Here is an 18,661-nt window from a genome sequence, read left to right on the forward strand (position 1 = left end):
TCGGATGGAAGCAGAGCCCGTGGGCGAGGGACCGAGTACGTTCGCCGAATTGCTCACCGAACTCCGAGCCCGGCGCGACACCCTGTCGCCGGCGCACCGGAAACTGGCCGACCGGGTCATGGCCGATCCGGAAGCGGTCGCGTTCATGACCGTATCGGAGATGGCGGCCGCCACCGGAGTGAACGAGGCCACCGTGGTGCGGTTCGCCACGGCATTCGGGCTCAAAGGGTATCCGGGACTGACCAGATTGTGCCGGGAGTGGTTGCGCGAACAGGCCCAACTGCTGCGCCGCTTCGACAATCTGGAACAGCTGTCGGACGCCGACGGCGGAGTGCTCCCCCGCGCGCTGGCCTACGATCATGCCAATATCGCCAGAACCTTCTCCCGGATCGAGGAACAGGTATGGCGGACGGCGGTGCACCGGCTCGCCGAAGCGCCGCACGTCCATGTCATAGGGATGCGCAAATGCCATGCACCCGCCTACCTTCTCGCGTATCTCCTGGGCATGCTGCGCGAAGACGTGTCCTTGATGACGGCCGCGGCCGGGGCGCTCACCGACGACCTGCGGGCGGTCCGGGCGGGGGATTGCTTCGTGGCCATGTCGATCCACCGCTACACCGCCGATACCGTCCGTGCCGCGCGGTGGGCGCGCTCGGTCGGTGCGCATGTGATCGCGCTGACCGACAATCCGGCGTCCCCGCTGGCAGCCACCGCGCACGAGGTGTTCTATGTCGATGCCTCGGCCGCCACCATGCTGCGGTCGATGACCGCGTTCGTCGCCCTCGTCCAGGCGCTGGCCGCCGAGGTGGCCCGGCACAACGGGCAGAATGCGCGGGCGGCGCTGTTGCAGGAGGAGCGGCTACTGCGCGACTTCCAGGTGTACGAGATGGACATCGCGGAATAAGTCACCGTTGCCGGTGGCCGGGAGCCGCCGGCCAATGCCGCGTCGGCGTCGCGGCCGGCGCAGCACACCGTCAGGATGCCTGGGCGGCCGGGGTTTCGGCGGGCGGCGTGACGACGCCGAAGAGCGATCCCGCGTTCATGGAATAACTCCGTTGCTGCAGACGGTTACTCGAATTGCCTTCGATGGTGTGGATTTGGCCGGTGTTGTAGTCCACGGCTTCCACGATTCCCACATGGTCCGGGGTTCCGTCATGCTCCCAGTCGAAGATGATCATATCCCCTGGCTGGGCCTGCGATACTGCCCTCCGCAGCCCCAGTGCCTCGGCGTCGCTCCAGATGGCAGGTACGTAGTTCTCATTGGACCAGCCGACCTTGTAACCGGCCTTGTCCCACACCCAGGTAGAGAAGGCTGCACACCACGGCAGGCCCTTGATGTTGTACTCGGTCGGAAGGCCTGTCTTGCGGTATATCGGGACATTGTCGCCGTTGGTCTCGATAACGTCGTTCCCCAGCTCGTTCTGCGCCACCCCGACAATACCGTTCGGGGTGCCGTAACGGGTTATGGCGAGAGAGCGCGTTTCCGGCGTCCACTTCGAGGTCGGCGTCCATGGCGTCCGGCGTCCGGCGTCCGGTGCGTTACCGTAGGGGTTGCGCGGGAGGTCCGGTATCATTTTCTCGATATTGCCGGCGTCTCTTCGCATGCCGCTGTCCGCATCCTCGATCGTGTCGTGCACACGGTCCACCTCCTCCAGGATCAGGCCCAGCAACCGGTTTTCCTCCTCGGAGGTCAGGTGCAGGTTGCCATCGGGCTTCCGGGTCAGCTGGTGCTCCCCGGGCTTGCGACCCAGCTCGGCTCTGAGTCCGTCCGCGATCCCCTTGACCTTCTGGAACGCCTGGTTCGAGGTCTTGAAGCTCTTGATAGAGCTTTCGTTCACATTCTCGTTCTGCATTCGAAGTTGCGAGGCCCTGTCCCGGACCTCGCTGTTCTTGCTGGTGTAGTTGTCGGCCATCACGGACTGCCCCGGATTGAGTTCCACGTGCTGGGCGCCGTCCTTGGTGAGCTCGCGTCCTTCTTCGCTGAGCATATTCTTCTTTGCCAGCCAAGCGATCATGTCCTGCTGTCCGCCGTCGAAGCCGGACGCGAACAGCACGACCGAACTTTGTATGTATTCATGCGCCATGTCGACTATCGCGTTGAGACCTTCGCTGGCGTAGTCGGGATGCGGAAAAGGCTCGATCTCTATGTCTTTGAAGGTCGTCATGCGTGCCCTCCGCTTGGCGCGGTCCACGCTGCCGGTTTCCGCGGGCCGACGAACAGCATTCGTAACCTCACTCACCGAGAGATTCCTGGCACATGGTCACGCATGTGCGTATGGCACAAGTATCGGGCATTCCCGGTATTGAAACGATGCCAACAACTTCCGGGTCGTGCGCGACCCCTCGTGTCACCTTCCGATGCTGCGCCACCGGGCGCTGAGGGCGGCCAGATTCCGCGCGCGGGATTCGATGCGGGGGAGCAGGTCGGCGAGCTCCTCTCCGGATATGTGTTCGGGGTCGAGCGCCAGTAGCTCGTCCACCGCCTGTTCCAAAGCTCTGATCTGCTGCTCGACGGCATCTATCGAACGCATGTTCCAACAATAGCGTGGGGTCCGGGTAGGCTGGAGTGGTGGGGGTATGAATGAGATTGCATGCTCGTGCATAATCATTACATGGCTGATACCACGGAGAAGTCCGACCGGACCGGGCCGCTACGGGTCGCGGTGGCCGGCGCCAGCGGGTACGCGGGCGGCGAGGTGCTGCGCCTTCTGCTGGGGCATCCGGAGTACCGAGCCGGGCGCCTCACCATCGGGGCGCTCACCGCGGGCTCCAATGCCGGGACGGCACTGGGCGAACTCCAGCCGCATCTGCTGCCCTTGGCCGACCGCGTCCTGGGCCCCACCACCGTCGACGAACTGGCCGGTCACGATGTCGTCTTCCTCGGACTCCCGCACGGACAGTCGGCCGCACTGGCCCGCGAACTGCCCGACTCCACCGTCGTCATCGACTGCGGAGCCGACTTCCGGCTCACCGACGCCGCCGCCTGGGATCGCTACTACGGCACCCCGTACGCCGGGAGCTGGCCCTACGGCCTACCGGAACTGCCCGGCGGACGCGAGCGGCTGCGCGGTGCCACCCGCATCGCGGTGCCCGGCTGCTATCCCACGGTGTCGAGCCTGGCGCTGGCGCCCGCGGTCGCGGCGGGAATCATCGACCCGACGGTGAACATCGTCGCCGTGAGCGGAACCTCCGGCGCGGGCCGCAAACTCGATATCGGATTGCTCGGCTCCGAGGTGATGGGCTCGGCCCGCGCCTACGGGGTGGCGGGCGCGCATCGGCACACCCCGGAGATCGCGCAGAACCTGTCCGCGGTGGCCGGCGCACCGGTGCGGGTGTCGTTCACCCCCGTCCTGGCTCCGATGCCGCGCGGCATCCTCGCCACCTGCACCGCCCCCGTCCGAGTGGATGCCGCGCAGGTCCGCGCGGTCTACGAGAAGGCCTACGCCGACGAACCGTTCGTGCATCTGCTACCCGAACAGGTGCTGCCGCAGACCGGCTCGGTGGTGGGCAGCAACACCGTGACGCTGCAGGTCGCGGTGGACGCCGACGCCGGCCTGCTGGTGGTGATCGGCGCGATCGACAACTTGACCAAGGGCACCGCGGGCGCCGCGGTGCAGTCCATGAACCTGGCGCTCGGCCTCGACGAGACCGCCGGCCTGTCCACCGTAGGAGTGGCTCCGTGACGACAACCACCGAGAACGCCGAAGGCAAACTGCTGCGCACCCAGGGCGTCACCGCCCCGCTCGGTTTCCGCGCGGCCGGGATCGCGGCGGGAATCAAGGCCAATGGGAAACCCGACCTCGCGCTGGTGTTCAACGAAGGCCCCGAGTACGCCGCCGCGGGGGTGTTCACCAGCAACAAGGTGAAGGCCGCGCCGGTGCTGTGGACACAGCAGGTGCTGAAGGCCGGGCAGCTGCGCGCGGTCATCCTCAACTCCGGCTGCGCCAACGCGTGCACCGGACCGCAGGGTTTCCAGGACACCCATCGGACCGCGGAGGAACTCGCCGCCGCGCTGAGCAACTGGGGCACCGAAACCGGCGCCGCCGAGATCGCGGTGTGTTCCACCGGCCTGATCGGCGACCGGCTGCCGATGGACAAACTCGTCCCGGCCATCACCGAGATCGCGCACGAGATGGGTGGCGGTCTGTCCGGCGGCTCCGACGCCGCCCACGCCATCATGACCACCGACACGGTGCCCAAGGAGGCGTCGTTCCACCACCGGGACAAATGGAATATCGGCGGTATGGCCAAGGGCGCGGGCATGCTCGCCCCGGCGCTGGCCACCATGCTGGTGGTACTCACCACCGATGCCGCCGCCACCCCCGAACAGCTCGATTCCGCACTGCGCAAGGCCACCCGGCTCACCTTCGACCGCCTCGACGTCGACGGCGCCTGTTCCACCAACGACACCGTACTGCTGCTGGCCAACGGCGCCAGCGAGGTGAGCCCCGATCAGGATGAACTCGACGCCGCCGTCCTGGCCGTCTGCGACGATCTGGCCGAACAGCTGATGGCCGACGCCGAAGGCGTCACCAAACGGGTGCGGATCACCGTGGCGGGCGCCGCCTCCGAGGACGAGGCCCTGGCCGGCGCCCGCGCCGTCGCCCGCGACAACCTGGTCAAAACCGCCCTGTTCGGTTCCGACCCCAACTGGGGCCGGGTACTGGCCGCCCTCGGTATGGCCCCGATAACCCTGGACCCGGACCGGATCTCGGTGTCGTTCAACGGATCCCCGGTATGTATGGAGGGGACCGGCGCGCCCGGCGCCCGCGAGGTCGACCTGTCCGGTCCCGATATCGAGGTGTGGATCGACCTGCAGGTCGGTGACGGCACGGCCACCGTGCGCACCACCGACCTCTCGCACGGCTACGTCGAAGAGAATTCGGCCTACAGCTCATGACCGCTTCTTCCCTCTCCGAACTCTCGGCGCTGGACAAGGCGCATGTACTGGCCGGTGCGCTGCCGTGGTTGCAGAAGTTCCGCGACAAGATCGTCGTGGTGAAATACGGCGGCAACGCCATGATCGACGAGGGCCTCAAACGTGCCTTCGCCGCCGATATGGCGTTCCTGCGTACCGTCGGCGTGCACCCGGTGGTGGTGCACGGGGGCGGGCCGCAGATCAACACCATGCTGAAGCGGCTCGGGATGGAAGGGGAGTTCCGCGGCGGTTTCCGGGTCACCACCCCCGAGGTGATGGAGGTGGTGCGGATGGTGCTGTTCGGGCAGGTCGGGCGAGGACTCGTCGGCCTGATCAACGCGCACGGTCCCTACGCTGTGGGGATCTCCGGTGAGGACGCCCGCCTGTTTACCGCCACCCGGCGCACGGTGGACGTCGACGGGATACCCACCGATATCGGCCTGGTCGGCGATGTCACCGCGGTCGACCCGGACGCGGTGCTCGATCTGATCGGCGCCGGCCGTATCCCGGTGGTATCCACCATCGCCCCGGACGCGGACGGCGTGGTGCACAACATCAACGCCGATACCGCGGCCGCCGCGCTGGCGGAGGGAATCGGCGCCGAGAAACTGGTGGTGCTCACCGATGTGGAGGGCCTCTATACCGATTGGCCCGACCGGTCCTCGCTGACCACCACCATTGATAGCGACGCGCTGGCGCGGCTGCTGCCGAAACTCGACGCGGGCATGGTGCCCAAGATGGAGGCCTGCCTGCGTGCCGTGTTGGGCGGGGTGCCCAGCGCGCATGTCATCGACGGACGTGTCCCGCATTCGGTGTTGCTGGAACTGTTCACCGGAGAGGGAATCGGGACGATGGTCACCCCCGCCCGGGTGCGCGAGGACGCCGGGCGGCCGGACGGATACGGAGCCGAATTATGAGCACAGCAGAACTGCGCGAACGGTGGTCGAACTCCCTGATGCGCAACTACGGCATCCCGGAGATCGCGCTGGCGCACGGCGCGGGCGCGGTGGTGTACGACGCGGACGGAAAACGCTATGTCGACTTCCTCGGCGGTATCGCGGTCAACAGCCTCGGCCACGGACACCCGGCGATCCTGGAAGCCGTCACCCAGCAGTTGGGCACTCTCGGGCACGTGTCCAACCTGTACATCAGCGAACCGGTACTCGACCTGGCCGAGAAGCTGCTCGCGCAATTCGGGGACGGCAGCGGCCGGGCGTTCTTCTGCAACTCCGGCGCCGAAGCCAACGAGGCCGCGTTCAAAATCGCCCGGCTCACCGGTCGCCGCAAGATCATCGCCTGCGAGGACGCCTTCCACGGCCGCACCATGGGCGCGCTCGCGCTCACCGGGCAGCCGGAGAAACGCACCCCGTTCGAGCCCGTGCCGGCCGGGGTGGTGCATATCCCCTACGGTGACGCCGGCCTCCTCGAGCGCGCGGTCGACACCGATACCGCGGCCGTATTCCTCGAACCCACACTGGGCGAGAGCGGTGTGGTGGTCCCGCCCGGCGACTATCTGGTCCGGGCCCGCGAGATCACCGCGCGGGCGGGTGCGCTGCTCGTCCTGGACGAGGTGCAGACCGGGATCGGCCGGACCGGAAAGTTCTACGCGCATCAGGCCTTCGGTATCGCACCCGATGTGATGACCCTGGCGAAGGGCCTGGCCGGCGGGCTGCCGATCGGTGCCGTTCTGGCAACCGGCCGGGCCGCCGACCTGTTCACGCCCGGTATGCACGGCACCACCTTCGGCGGCAACCCGGTCAGCGCGGCAGCGGCCCTGGCGGTGCTGCGCACCATCCACGAGGAGGGTCTGCTCGACCATGTGGAATGGGTCGGCAAACGGCTCAGCGACGGTATCGCCGTGCTGCAGCATCCGTTGGTCGCCGACGTGCGCGGCGCGGGCCTGCTCATCGGTATCGTGCTCACCCATCCGGTGGCCAAACAGGTGGAGGCCGCGGCCCGGGCGGCGGGCTACCTGGTGAACCCGGCCAAACCGAATGTGATCCGGCTGGCGCCGCCGCTGGTGCTCACCGAGGCCCAAGCGGAGAACTTCGTCGCCGACCTGCCCGGCATTCTCGACCGGGTCGCCGCCGAGATGAAGGGAGTCCAGGCGTGACGGTCTCCGAATCCGTCCCGGTCCGCGCCGGCAACGCCGTCCGCCACTTCCTCCGCGACGACGATCTCACCCCCGGCGAACAGGCCGAAGTGCTGGCGCTGGCCGCCGAACTCAAACGTAACCCGTTCGCGCGCAAACCTCTCGCGGGCCCACGCGGGGTGGGGGTGATCTTCGACAAGAACTCCACCCGCACCCGTTTCTCCTTCGAACTCGGTATCGCCCAGCTCGGCGGGCACGCCGTCGTGGTGGACAGCGGCAGCACCCAGCTGGGCCGGGACGAAACCCTCGCCGATACCGGACGGGTGTTGTCCCGGTATGTCGACGCCATCGTCTGGCGCACTTTCGACCAGGGAAGGTTGGAGGAGATGGCCGCTGCCGCGACCGTCCCGGTGGTCAACGCCTTGTCCGACGAATTCCACCCCTGCCAGGTGCTGGCGGATCTGCTCACTATCACCGAGCGACTGGGTGATCCCGCGGGCCGGCGGCTGGCCTATTTCGGCGACGGCGCCAACAATATGGCGCATTCGCTGATACTCGGGGGCGTTACCGCCGGTATGCACGTGACCGTCGCCGCACCGGCCGGTTTCACACCGCTACCGCGGGTGGTCGAGGCCGCCCGCGCCCGCGCCGCCGAAACCGGCGGCGGTGTCACGCTCACCGATGATCCACGGACGGCCGTCGACGGTGCGGATGTGCTGGTCACCGACACCTGGACGTCGATGGGGCAGGAGGGCGACGGGCTCGACCGCGTCGGCCCGTTCCGCCCGTACCAGGTGAACTCCGCACTGCTCGCGCGTGCCGGATCCGGTGCCGTGGTGCTGCACTGCCTGCCCGCGCACCGTGGTGAGGAGATCACCGACGAGGTGATCGACGGCCCGCGTAGCGCGGTCTGGGACGAGGCGGAGAACCGATTACACGCGCAGAAGGCGCTACTGGTGTGGTTGCTGGAACGTGCCGGTGGGCGGCGATGAGCGTTCCACGGCACGAGGCGGACGGCCAGGCCGAGGCCACCGGGACATCTGCGCGGGCGACCCGCCCGACGGGCCCCGTCACCGCGGCGACCCGCGCCGGCCGGCAGTCGCGCATCATCGCGCTGCTGGCCGCGCATCCGGTCCGCAGTCAGACCGAACTCGCCACGCTGCTCGCCGCGGAAGGTATCGAGACCACCCAGGCCACCCTCTCCCGGGACCTGGACGAACTCGGCGCGGTGAAACTGCGCGCCGCCGACGGCGGAGCCGGGGTCTATGTGGTGCCAGAGGACGGCAGCCCGGTGCGCGGAGTCACCGGCGGCACCGGGCGACTGTCCAAACTGCTCGGTGATCTCCTGGTGTCCACCGACTTCAGCGGCAATATCGCAGTCCTGCGCACCCCGCCGGGCGCGGCGCACTATCTGGCGAGCGCGCTCGACCGCGCGGCCCTGCCGTACGTGGTCGGCACGATCGCCGGCGACGACACCATCGCCGTCATCGCACGCGAGCCGCTGACCGGGGCGGAACTGGCCGCCAGGATCGAGAAGCTCGCGTGAGACCCGGCCCGCCGATCAGGCCGTGGTCGGCACGAAGGTGACGGCGGGAGTGGCGGCATCGGTATTGGTCGGATCCGGGCCCGGCCCGGGCGCGGCGATATTCGCCGTAGGGAGGGTGCGGGGTGCGGGACGCAGTGTCGGGGCCTCCCGCCAGACCGGGTCGGCGGCCTGGAGTTCCAGGCCGAGTGCGATGAGGTCGGCCTCCCCCCAGGCCCGCCCGCCGAGTTGGACACCGAACGGAAGCCCGGTGGCGGCGGAGCGACCGGCGGGAAGCGCGAGCACCGGGACGCCGGTGTAGTTGGCCCAGGTGACCGGCGCATGGCTTTCGAGTTGTTGGCTGGGGGGTTCATCGCGCGGCATCCGGTCGGTCATCACGCCCGGCAGCACCACCGCGTCGAGTCGCTCGACGCTCAGCATATGGTTGTATTCCCGCTGATAGCGGGCTCGGTCGCGTTCCAGTTTCCAGTAGTCGGCCGCGGGTAGGGCCAAGGCGCCCAATGCCGTGCCGACGGCGATAGCGCCCGCCGGCGAGTACTGGTCGATCCGGTCGGCCCACTGTTGGTGGTAGGCACCGGTTTCCACGGCGTCGCCCGTCGCCAGGCCGGTGGGTTCGACGGGCATGGTGATATCGCGTAGTTCGCCGCCGAGACGGGTGACCAGGTCCAGGAAGCGGGTCAGCAGCGTCGCCAGCTCGTTCGGCAGCGTGTCGGCCGCCGCACGCCCGACACCGAACCGTTTACCGGCCAGGGGCTTGTCACCACCGGCCGCAACCAGCGGATACCCCTCGGGCGGGAGCGGCGGCGCGGCCACGGTCACCGGGTCCTGCGGGTCGACACCCGCGATGGCGGAGAGCAGCAGCGCGGCGTCGGCGATACCGCGTCCCATTGCGCCCACATGGTCCTTGGTCCACGACACCGGGATAACGCCGTATTTGCTGACGCGACCGAAGGTGGGTTTGATCGCGCTCACCCCGCAGCGCGAGGCGGGGATGCGCAGGGAGCCGCCGGTATCGGCGCCGAGGGCCAGCGGAGCGAACCGCGCCGCCACCACGGCGGCGCTGCCGCCGGAGGAGCCGCCGACGATGGCGGTCGGATCCCAGGGGTTGCCGACCTGCGGGCAGGTGGTCGACAGGCCGAATTCATCGGTGTGCACGTGGCCTATCAGCACCGCGCCCTGTTCCCGCAGCCACCGCCACACCGTGGCGTCACCGGCGGCGATATTCCCTTCCAGTAGCCGACTCGACGCGGTGAGCGGCAGCCCGGCGGCGGCGATCACGTCCTTCATCGCGATGGGGAGTCCGCAGATCGGTGGGGCATCTCCGGCGGCCAGTCGCCGGGCGGCCTGCTCGGCCTGGTCGCGCGCCATTTCCGGGTAGGTGTGCACCCAGGTGTTGAGGCAACCGTCGAACTCGGCGCTGCGCCGCAGGCAGGCGTCGAGGAGTTCGCGGGGATGTAGCTGCTTGGCCTGCAATAGGCTGGCCGCCTCGACCGCGGACAGCTGCGCCGGGTCGGTGGTGTCGATCGTCGCGGGGTCGGGAAGCACTGCCACGGACGGAGCGGGTGTGCGCCGGGCGGGCGGTCGTGCCGCCGCTCGAGACTCCTGCGTCAGCACCGTCGCGGCGACCCCGGCTCCGAGTCCCGTTGTCCGAACGAAAGATCTTCGTGACATCCCCCGCGTCATCGGGCCCCGTCCACATTCTGGATGTCTCCGGTTCCGGCGATATCGTGTCCTCCCATGCACTGCACCGGCAAACTCTATCGACACTACGCGTGTCGGCGCTGCGGCGTGCTCTCCCCGTCGCAGGGAAGGTCGCGGTTCGTTTGCCGGAGGTCGGCGGTGGCTCTGCGTATGGCAGTGGGCCGTCTCGCCGCCGGCAGTGGTCAAGGAGCTTCCGATAGCCGCCGCGCGGCGTCGGTTACCGCGTCTATGTAGGTCTGATGTTCGCCGAGGCGGTATTCGAGAAAACTCATACTCAACGCCCAGGCGATATCGCCGTGGCGGTTGGTCACCGGCGCGGCCACGCAGCACATACCTTCGACGGCTTCTTCGATATCGGAGGCGAAGCCGCGCTCACGCACTGTGGCGAGCTCACTTTCCAGCGCCGCCGGTGTAGTGATCGAACGCTCCGTGAGCTGCTCCATCACGATTCCGTTGAAAAGGTTTCGTATCTCCTTCTCGGGGCGATACGCCAAAAGTACTTTGCCTTCGGCGGTGCAGTGCGCCGGGAGACGCTCACCGACCCGCGTCGCGTTGATCCGCATCCCCACTCGGGGCGCGGCCTTTTCCAGGTAGACGATGTCGCGGCCGTGCCGGACCGCCAATTGCGCGGTCACCCCGTACCGTTCGACGAGAGATGCCATTGCTTCACGGGCCCGTCCGGCGATCTCCGAAGTCATTCGAGCGCGTTGCCCGAGTTGGAAGGCTCGCCAGCCGAGGCGATAGGAACTGCGGCCCGTACGCCGAAGCAGACCCAACTCGGTCATGGCCCGCATCCACTCCCATGTCGTCGTCTTGGTCATCATGAGCTCACGCGAAACGTCACTGACGCTCCACTCGGGGATATCCTTGGAGAACAGGCCCAATACGCGTGTGGCTCGCTCGAGGCCTTCGATCATGTCTTCGTTCCATCCGGATGTGCCGGGCACCGCATTCCGGCAAATGGACAAACCCGCGGGTCACGGCCTACGTGCCGGGCTCTCGACGGTATCAGGGGGTCGTCGGCCGGCCGGTATGGGTACGAGCACTCAGGTAATTACCCACCAGTTCGTTGAAGTCGGCGGCACGTTCGACCTGGGACCAGTGCCCACACCGGCCGAAGATATGCGCGTCCGCGTGCGGGATGGCGTCGAGCAGCTCCCATGTCCGCGAAACCGGAATAACGGCGCCTTGCATGCGGTGTATCAGCAGAACAGGCACGGTGACTTCACCGAGCAGGTCGAAATCGAGTGGCAGCTCGGTACGGTCACGGTCGCGCGCCGCGACAACCTGCGCGAGGCGGTCGGTCGCGGTGTCGTTGAGTGCCGCTCGGTAGCGCAGCCGCACCAGGTCGTCCGTGACCAGCGACTTGTCGACGACGAAGGACTCGAGGGTTCGCCGGATACCTGCCTCGGAGAGTTCCGGAGCGGCGTGACTCGCCAACGCCGCCGTCAGTGCGGCGCCGCCTGTTCCCATCGATACGATCCCGAGAAGCCTTTCGGGATGGTCGATCGCGAACTGGAATGCGAGCCAACCTCCCAACGAATTCCCTACGATCCATGTCTTCTCGATCTCGAGAGCATCCAGAACGCGAATAGCGTGACGGACCCATTCGCGGATTCCGTATTTCGTGCCCTCGGCGACGACGGTCTGCCCGTAGCCGATGGAATCGATGGCAACGCAGCGGTTGCCTTTCGCCAGCTCCGGCAAGTTCGACCACCAATTGGCGGCCGCTGTTACTCCGGTGCCCGAACCATGAAGGAACAGGACCGGAGTGCCGCTTCCCAACTCGTGATAATGGGTCAGTTCACCCGGCGCGGTAACCAGCCATTTATCGGTGAGGCCGAAGAACGGATCGGTTTCGTATTCTGGAATCGGAGGTGGTGACACCGGCATGTCCTTTCTGATGGTCTGTGCGCCTATGTCGGGGTGGGCGTGCCACGGTTGCTCGTCCCGTGCGGTGGCCCATACCTAGGTGCGGGTGAGCTTGGCGATGGTGGCGTGCACACCCACCACCCCGTTCACCATTTGTGTCACGTGCACATCGGCGGCTATCGAACAGAGGCTGTAGGCGTCCTCGGCGGTCAGCCCCTCGGCGACGAGCCAATTCACCAGCTCGTCCACCGCCTCATGGGCCGCTTCCTCCAGGGTGTGCCCGAACCCCGTGGCGATGAGATGGGTGCCGGATTCGGCGCGCGGCGTCCGTAACCGGGCCCCGCTCGCCAGCGAGAACCGTAGCCGGACGTGCTCCATCCCGGCCTCGATGGCCGTCTGGTTGACCTCTCCATCCCCTTGGGCGGCGTGCCCGTCGCCGCAGTAGAAGCCGGCTCCCGGGTGGAATACCGGCAGTTCGAGCGTCGTCCCCGCGACCAACGCGGTGAGGTCCATATTGCCCCCGAAGGGGCCGGGTTCGACGGTGCTGCGGGCTCCGCTCTCGCCCGGTGCGACCCCCATGATCCCGAGAAAGGGCCGCAGCGGCACCCGCACTTTTCCGGCAAGTGTCGTGGTCATGGTTTCACGGTCCAGTTCGAAATGCCGGATCATCGGGTCCGGGAATCGGTCCCGAAGCACTCCGCGTCCTCGTGGATGGGCGACCACGAGGTTGAATCCGTGCGCTGCGGGGACCAGTTCGATGATCTCCACGACAAGCGCATCGCCGGGCTCGGCGCCACGAATGTGGATCGGCCCGGTGATCGAGTGCGGGCCCAACGCTTCCGGGAAGTGCGCGCGGATCCGCGGGAAATCGTCGATCGCGGTGTCCGGGGTGACCCGGTTTCCCCAGTGCCCCCACGTCGACAGGACGACCTCGTCGCCGGGGTCGATGGTCAGTACCGGCGGGAAGGCCGGATCGATCACTCCTACCCGGACGGTATCCGGCCCGGCCGGCAATCGGTGCACACGAGACGTCGGCATGGTGGTCACCGACGGCTCACTCCGCATTCGTTCCGTCGCCGCCGGCCGGCGCCGGTTCGGACTCGCCGCGGATCGACGCGAGCAGCGCCTCCACGGCGCTGATGCCGCCTTCCTTCCGGTCGCTGTAGACGATCCGCGCGAACTGCGCACCCAGGTACGGATGGAGGCCGAGCGCGTAGAGAGCGCGCCAGTCGCGGCGTTCGATGGCGCTGCGCTCGGCCGGAGTCAGATCGTACCGGTCGAGCACGGCCGCCCGATCCTGCTCGAATTCACGCCGTAACTCGGCGTTCCACTTGAGGTTCTGGACCAGGTCGTGTGTTACGAGTGCGGTGTTGAGATTGTCCAAGCTCATCGAGGGTCCTCCTATCCCGCTACCGGTACGGACGTCATATCCCAGGTGACGGCACCGATTCCGCAGCGCCACTGGTCCCATCCGGTGTAGCCGAGCACCTCGCAGGGCCGCTCACCGATCGCGCCCATCACTACGAACCAGCTGAGAAGCTCGCTGGTCCCTCCGATGCCCGCTTCGTCCATGCGTTCGGGAGTGACCTCGGCGAGCACGCGCTCGTGGTCACCCTCGGCCAGCAGCTCGAGGAACCACGTGTCGAACTTCTCGTCGATGTGGAAGTCGCGCAGTCCGCCGGGCTCGTGACTGAGCCCCCCGGACGCCAACAGACCGATGCGAGCGTCCGCCGGTAGTTCGTTCGCGATGATGTCGCCGAGCGCCTGACCGACCTCGTACGAGCGATGCTGGTCCGGAATGGGCGGTACCGTGCAGTTCTGCAGGAGGGTGAGCATCCGCACACCGCTGGACTCGATTTCGGTCTTCACCACGGGGACGGAGATATTGTCGTCGAAATTCAGATTCTCACGGCTTGCCGAAATCCGGATTTCCCGGTGAATCAGTCCGTTGAAGACGATTTCCGCGGTCGCGGGGTCGCCCGGAATCGTGTAGTCGTCGCATCCCAGCCATGACTTGAAGAATTCGAACGGCCCCCGGTGTTGCTCCGCCATTCCGATGAGAAAGTCGGGATACGTGCGAATTCGATTGTTCGCCATATGGTCGTTGGCGACGATGATGAGGACGTCCGGTTTCACGTGGCGAATCTGCTTCGCGAGGGTGCCGTACGCGGACGACACCACCCGCCGCGATTCTGCCGGAGCCTGGTCGAACATGCCGATCAGTCCCGGCGCATGGCTGGCGGCGACCGCCAGTACGATCTCACCCACGGTGAGTTCCTTCCTTTTCTGTGGTCTGTGCCGTCGCTCGGCCGGCTCGTAGCCTTCGACGAGAACCACCGTGGTCGTGGGCTGTTCGATGATCGCCGGGCCGATTACGCGGTTGTCGTGCCGCAGCGCCAACCCGTCGTAGATATCGGTCTGTCGTGTTTCGCCGGAGAAGACCGCCGCACGGGTCCCCATCCGGGCGTGAGTGGCGTCCGGGCCCGCCGGCGGAGACTCCACCAGCGCCGGCTTCACCGTACGGCCGAGCGCCGTGAGCCGAACGTTGATCAGTTCGAGCGGCTCGTCCGGCATCGCGTATCCGTTCATTGCCTCGTGGAGGATGTGGAACTCCGCTACGGGGCCTTGTCCAATTCCGGTCTCGTCAGTGTCTCGTCGAAGGCGACCGGAACCTCGATCTCGTCGAACTGCCCGATGTAGCGAAGGTCCGCCGTGAATACCAGGTCGATCGCTTCGGGATCGACGTTCTCCGACTTCAGCGTCGCGATCGCTTCGTCGCGGATCTCTCGATAGAGCTCACCGACCCGATCCAGGTCGAGCTTGTCGATATCCGAGGCGTGGGTGCGCGCATACATGTGCTTGAGATCCGAGAGCAGCGTGCCGACCGCGCAGAACACCGATGACTCACGCGGTACGATGACCCGCCCAATACCGAGGTCCTGTGCGATCGGCACCGCGTGGATGGGTCCGGCACCGCCGGCCACGACCAGCGTGAACTCGCGTGGGTCGTATCCGCGCTTGACCGATACCTCGTTGACGGCTTCGGCCATGGCGGCATTGACGACACGGTAGACGCCCTCCGCGGCCTGTAGCAGCGAGAGCCCGAGTGGCTCGGCGATCTGTTCCTCGACGGCTCGACGTGACGCCTCGACATCGAGGGTGAACGCACCGTCGCCGAAGAGGTCGGGGTTCAGGTAGCCCAGCAGCAGGTCGGCGTCGGTGACGGTCGGTTTCACACCACCCCGGCCATAGCATGCGGGCCCGGGGTTTGCCGTCGCACTCTGCGGGCCGACGCGGAGAATGCCACCGGAGTCGATCCACGCCAGCGACCCACCGACCGCGCCCACCGTGTGGATATCGAGCATCGGCAGCGCGACGCGGTAGCCGCCGATGGCGCTCTCGGTCGTCAACAGGGGCTCACCATCCCGGACGAGGGCGACGTCGAAGCTGGTACCACCCATATCGACGGTGATGACGTCCTCGGAGCCGTGGTGTCCGGCGTACTGTAGTGCCGCCTCGGGAGCGGCCGCCGGCCCGGACATCAGTGCGTTGACCGCCATCTCGCCGGCGACCTCGGGCGACATCACGCCACCGTTGGACTGCACGATGAGAAGTGTTCCGTCGAAGCCCCGGTCGGCGAGTTGCCGTTCGATATTCGCCAGATAGTTCTGCAGTTTCGGACCGGTGAAGGCGTTGAGCACCGTGGTGCTGTGGCGCTCGTCGGCACGGATCTGCGGCAGCGTGTCACTGGACAGTGTCACGAAAGCATGGGGAAGTTCCGCACGCAGGATTTCGGCGGTGCGCTGCTCATGCGCAGGGTTGAGGAATGACCACAGGTAGGAAACGGCTATTGCCTCTACACCGTGCTCCCGGAAATGGCGAGCGGCTTCCCGCACGTCCGCCTCGACGAGTGCCACTACTTCGTTGCCCTCGGCGTCGATCCGCTCTCGCACGGTGCGGATCAGTTCACGAGGTACCAACGGTGGCGGCGGTGCGTACTTCGAATCGTTCTGCCGCTCCCGGATACCGCGACGCATGTTCAGCAGGTCACGGAAGCCATGAGTGGTGACGAACCCGGTCTTCGCGCCCTGCCGGGTGAGGACCGCGTTGGTGGCGATCGTGGTACCGTGCACGATCGTCGAGACTTCGCCGAGGAATTCCTCGAGTTGCTGGTTGTTGGCGGCGGCAGCGATGGCCAGTCCGTTCAGCAGCCCTTCCGAGGGGTGCGTGAGGGGTGGTCGGCGTTTTGTAGATTTTTCCGGTGCCGTCTGCCTCCACGACGAAGAGGTCGGTGAAGGTTCCACCGATATCGATACCGATACGACGGCTCTTGTCTGCGCTCATTGCATTACTGCCCTGTACTGAGAGGCGTTACCGCCCCGTTCTGATAGGTGATGTGGTCGATCGGGCGCTGGACGAACAGGGGTCCTCCTTGCATAGATGGCCCCGCGAGAGAGGAAGCCTGGTCCCCGGGAATGTGACCGGTCTTGCTGCGAGGTGACATGAGGTCTGGTATTGCCAGACGGTAGCTCTGGTCACACAAGCGCACAAATAAATGTTCGGATAGTCCGAATGTGCCAGGTGGTGGCGTTGTGTCGGAGTGTCCGTGGCTTCCTCGTCGGGTCCGGCCGATTCCGGACGTGAAACGCCGGTCGACTTCTGCGGAGCATGCCTGGAGATACGGGCTGCCATTTCGAGGCCGATTCGAGCGAGGGCGGGTCCGGCATTGTCGACGGTTACGAGAACGCGGCCGGCCAGGGTTCCATATTGGGCCCGGCCGGCCCCGTGCTCGAATGCGGTCGGCGCAGGTCACAGGCGTGCCCACCCCAAGTGTGCATGAGATTTCACGATCGTGCATAATCATTTGCAGAACCGGCGCGAGCCGAACCGGCGATGGGGCAGCATACTGCTCCCTGAAGCCGCGCAGATCCCACAACCATTCGAGGAGCACCAAGAACATGTCCGATCACGTCGTACTCGCCTACTCCGGTGGGCTGGACACCTCCGTCGCCATCAGCTGGATCGGCAAGGAGACCGGCGCCGAGGTTGTGGCCGTCGCCATCGACCTGGGGCAGGGCGGCGAGGACATGAACGTGGTGCGTCAACGCGCCCTGGACTGCGGCGCCGTGGAAGCCGTCGTGGTGGACGCCCGCGACGAGTTCGCCGACGACTATTGCCTGCCCACCATCCAGGCCAACGCCCTCTACATGGGCCAGTACCCCCTGGTGTCGGCCATCAGCCGCCCGCTCATCGTCAAGCACCTGGTGGAGGCCGCCAAATTCCACGGCGCCAACACCGTCGCGCACGGGTGCACCGGCAAGGGGAACGACCAGGTCCGCTTCGAGGTCGGTATCGGCGCCCTGGCGCCCGACCTGAACGTGATCGCTCCGGTCCGCGACTACGCCTGGACGCGGGAGAAGGCGATCGCCTTCGCCGAGGAGAACCACCTCCCCATCAACGTCACCAAGAAGTCCCCGTTCTCCATCGACCAGAATGTGTGGGGTCGCGCCGTCGAAACCGGTTTCCTCGAGGACCTGTGGAACGCGCCCACCAAGGACGTCTACGACTACACCTCCGACCCCACCGTCAATTTCGAGGCCCCCGACGAACTGATCATCACCTTCGACAGGGGAGTCCCGGTGGCCATCGACGGCCGCCAGGTCAGCGTGCTCGAGGCCATCACCGAACTCAACAAGCGCGCCGGTCGCCAGGGCGTCGGCCGCCTCGACATGGTGGAGGACCGGCTCGTCGGCATCAAGAGCCGGGAGATCTACGAGGCACCGGGCGCCATCACCCTGATCACCGCGCACCAGGCGTTGGAGAACATCACCCTGGAACGCGAACTGGGCCGATACAAGCGTCAGGTCGAGCAGCGCTGGGGCGAGCTGGCCTACGACGGCCTGTGGTTCTCCCCGCTCAAGGGGGCCCTGGACGCCTTCGTCCTCGACACCCAGCAGCACGTCTCCGGTGATATCCGCCTGGTGCTGCACGGCGGCACCGCCGTGGTCAACGGCCGCCGCAGCGAACAGTCCCTGTACGACTTCAACCTCGCCACCTACGACGAGGGCGATACCTTCGACCAGTCGCTGGCCAAGGGCTTCGTCCAGCTCCACGGTCTGTCCTCCAAGGTCGCCGCCCGCCGCGACCTGAACCAGAAGTAAACCGCCCGCGAACACCGCTCCGGTGGCGTACCAGGACACCGCCACCGGGCGGGGAATGAGAAGTCGGGGCGGACCCGAGGTCGTGCGGGCCGGCTGCCGGGAAACGCATCGATCCGACCCGACCCGACCCGATCCCAGCGGATAACCCCAACCTCGGCGGTCCGGGCCGGACCCGACCGGAGCGACGTCGCTTCGGCGGCGGTGCGCAGGAAGGGCAAGACCCCAGGACACAAGACAACAAAGGGTTGTGGCCCGTCTCGCGTTCAGCGCGCGAAGCGCATGTGCCGAAGGCGCGAGTCTCGGGCGCTGAACGCGAGACCTGCCGGGGCCGCAACCCCGCGCCGCCGGAGGCGGCGCAATCGGACACAGCAGGA

The 18,661-nt window shown here is 66.9% G+C and carries 17 protein-coding genes and 1 pseudogene; 8 read left to right on the forward strand and 10 right to left on the reverse strand.

Translation table 11 applies throughout. The features are described 5' to 3' along the window. Nucleotides 1–4: 4 nt before the first annotated feature. A complete protein-coding gene (locus ON20_RS09670) occupies nt 5–904 on the forward strand; it encodes a MurR/RpiR family transcriptional regulator (RefSeq protein ID WP_040834660.1) in 900 nt (299 codons plus the stop codon). 70 nt (nt 905–974) lie between these two features. Here ON20_RS09670 and ON20_RS09675 read toward each other — a convergent pair whose 3' ends face one another. Both ON20_RS09675 and ON20_RS36225 read right to left on the reverse strand, forming a co-directional pair. Beyond that, a complete protein-coding gene (locus tag ON20_RS09675) occupies nt 975–2,165 on the reverse strand; it encodes a CHAP domain-containing protein (RefSeq protein WP_040834661.1) in 1,191 nt (396 codons plus the stop codon). Between the two features lie 183 nt (nt 2,166–2,348). Further along, nucleotides 2,349–2,531 carry a hypothetical protein gene (locus ON20_RS36225; protein WP_157228768.1) on the reverse strand — a complete coding sequence of 61 codons (183 nt, stop codon included), beginning with the start codon at nt 2,529–2,531 and terminating at the stop codon, nt 2,349–2,351. 81 nt (nt 2,532–2,612) lie between these two features. On the opposite strand from ON20_RS36225, the gene argC reads away from it, so the two are divergent. The 6 genes from argC to ON20_RS09705 are packed head-to-tail and all read left to right on the forward strand — an operon-like array spanning nt 2,613 to nt 8,556. After that, nucleotides 2,613–3,683, forward strand: a complete 1,071-nt coding sequence (gene argC / locus ON20_RS09680) for an N-acetyl-gamma-glutamyl-phosphate reductase (RefSeq protein ID WP_040834782.1) — start codon at nt 2,613–2,615, stop codon at nt 3,681–3,683. After that, entirely contained in the window at nt 3,680–4,900 is a 1,221-nt protein-coding gene (gene argJ, locus ON20_RS09685; protein WP_040834662.1) for a bifunctional glutamate N-acetyltransferase/amino-acid acetyltransferase ArgJ, read from the forward strand. Before argC ends, argJ begins: the two co-directional genes overlap by 4 nt. Beyond that, nucleotides 4,897–5,835, forward strand: a complete 939-nt coding sequence (argB, locus tag ON20_RS09690; RefSeq protein WP_040834663.1) for an acetylglutamate kinase — start codon at nt 4,897–4,899, stop codon at nt 5,833–5,835. The genes argJ and argB overlap by 4 nt, the downstream gene beginning before the upstream one ends. Continuing rightward, nucleotides 5,832–7,031, forward strand: a complete 1,200-nt coding sequence (locus ON20_RS09695; RefSeq protein ID WP_040834664.1) for an acetylornithine transaminase — start codon at nt 5,832–5,834, stop codon at nt 7,029–7,031. Before argB ends, ON20_RS09695 begins: the two co-directional genes overlap by 4 nt. Beyond that, nucleotides 7,028–8,002, forward strand: a complete 975-nt coding sequence (gene argF / locus ON20_RS09700; protein ID WP_040834665.1) for an ornithine carbamoyltransferase — start codon at nt 7,028–7,030, stop codon at nt 8,000–8,002. Before ON20_RS09695 ends, argF begins: the two co-directional genes overlap by 4 nt. Beyond that, a complete protein-coding gene (locus ON20_RS09705) occupies nt 7,999–8,556 on the forward strand; it encodes an arginine repressor (protein WP_083864786.1) in 558 nt (185 codons plus the stop codon). Before argF ends, ON20_RS09705 begins: the two co-directional genes overlap by 4 nt. A 15-nt stretch (nt 8,557–8,571) precedes the next feature. Here the strand turns inward: ON20_RS09705 and ON20_RS09710 are convergent, their stop codons facing one another. From ON20_RS09710 to ON20_RS40480, 8 genes and pseudogenes are all read right to left on the reverse strand, one after another. Further along, nucleotides 8,572–10,236 carry an amidase gene (locus tag ON20_RS09710; RefSeq protein WP_083864787.1) on the reverse strand — a complete coding sequence of 555 codons (1,665 nt, stop codon included), beginning with the start codon at nt 10,234–10,236 and terminating at the stop codon, nt 8,572–8,574. Nucleotides 10,237–10,436: 200 nt separating this feature from the next. Further along, nucleotides 10,437–11,171: an IclR family transcriptional regulator gene (locus ON20_RS09715; RefSeq protein ID WP_040834666.1), complete on the reverse strand. Its 735-nt coding sequence runs from the start codon at nt 11,169–11,171 to the stop codon at nt 10,437–10,439. 91 nt (nt 11,172–11,262) lie between these two features. Further along, entirely contained in the window at nt 11,263–12,141 is an 879-nt protein-coding gene (locus ON20_RS09720) for an alpha/beta fold hydrolase (protein ID WP_245547139.1), read from the reverse strand. Between the two features lie 81 nt (nt 12,142–12,222). Next, nucleotides 12,223–13,164 (reverse strand): acetamidase/formamidase family protein, encoded by a 942-nt coding sequence (locus ON20_RS09725; RefSeq protein WP_040834788.1) that lies wholly within the window; start codon nt 13,162–13,164, stop codon nt 12,223–12,225. A gap of 16 nt (nt 13,165–13,180) precedes the next feature. Next, complete coding sequence (locus ON20_RS09730) at nt 13,181–13,516, reverse strand: hypothetical protein (RefSeq protein WP_051162014.1); 336 nt, start codon at nt 13,514–13,516, stop codon at nt 13,181–13,183. An 11-nt stretch (nt 13,517–13,527) separates the two neighbouring features. After that, on the reverse strand, nt 13,528–14,700 hold the full coding sequence (locus ON20_RS09735; protein WP_218002482.1) for a DODA-type extradiol aromatic ring-opening family dioxygenase: 1,173 nt from the start codon (nt 14,698–14,700) through the stop codon (nt 13,528–13,530). Nucleotides 14,701–14,741: 41 nt separating this feature from the next. Next, on the reverse strand, nt 14,742–16,430 hold the full coding sequence (locus tag ON20_RS09740) for a hydantoinase/oxoprolinase family protein (RefSeq protein WP_051162016.1): 1,689 nt from the start codon (nt 16,428–16,430) through the stop codon (nt 14,742–14,744). Continuing rightward, nucleotides 16,393–16,470, reverse strand: a pseudogene (locus ON20_RS40480) (hypothetical protein); the annotation flags it as partial. The gene ON20_RS09740 and the pseudogene ON20_RS40480, both read right to left, overlap by 38 nt. Before the next feature lie 614 nt (nt 16,471–17,084). On the opposite strand from ON20_RS40480, the gene ON20_RS09745 reads away from it, so the two are divergent. After that, entirely contained in the window at nt 17,085–18,287 is a 1,203-nt protein-coding gene (locus tag ON20_RS09745) for an argininosuccinate synthase (RefSeq protein WP_040834668.1), read from the forward strand. Nucleotides 18,288–18,661 lie beyond the last annotated feature (374 nt).

The sequence above is a fragment of the Nocardia brevicatena NBRC 12119 genome (genome assembly GCF_000308495.1).
GTDB lineage: Bacteria > Actinomycetota > Actinomycetes > Mycobacteriales > Mycobacteriaceae > Nocardia > Nocardia brevicatena.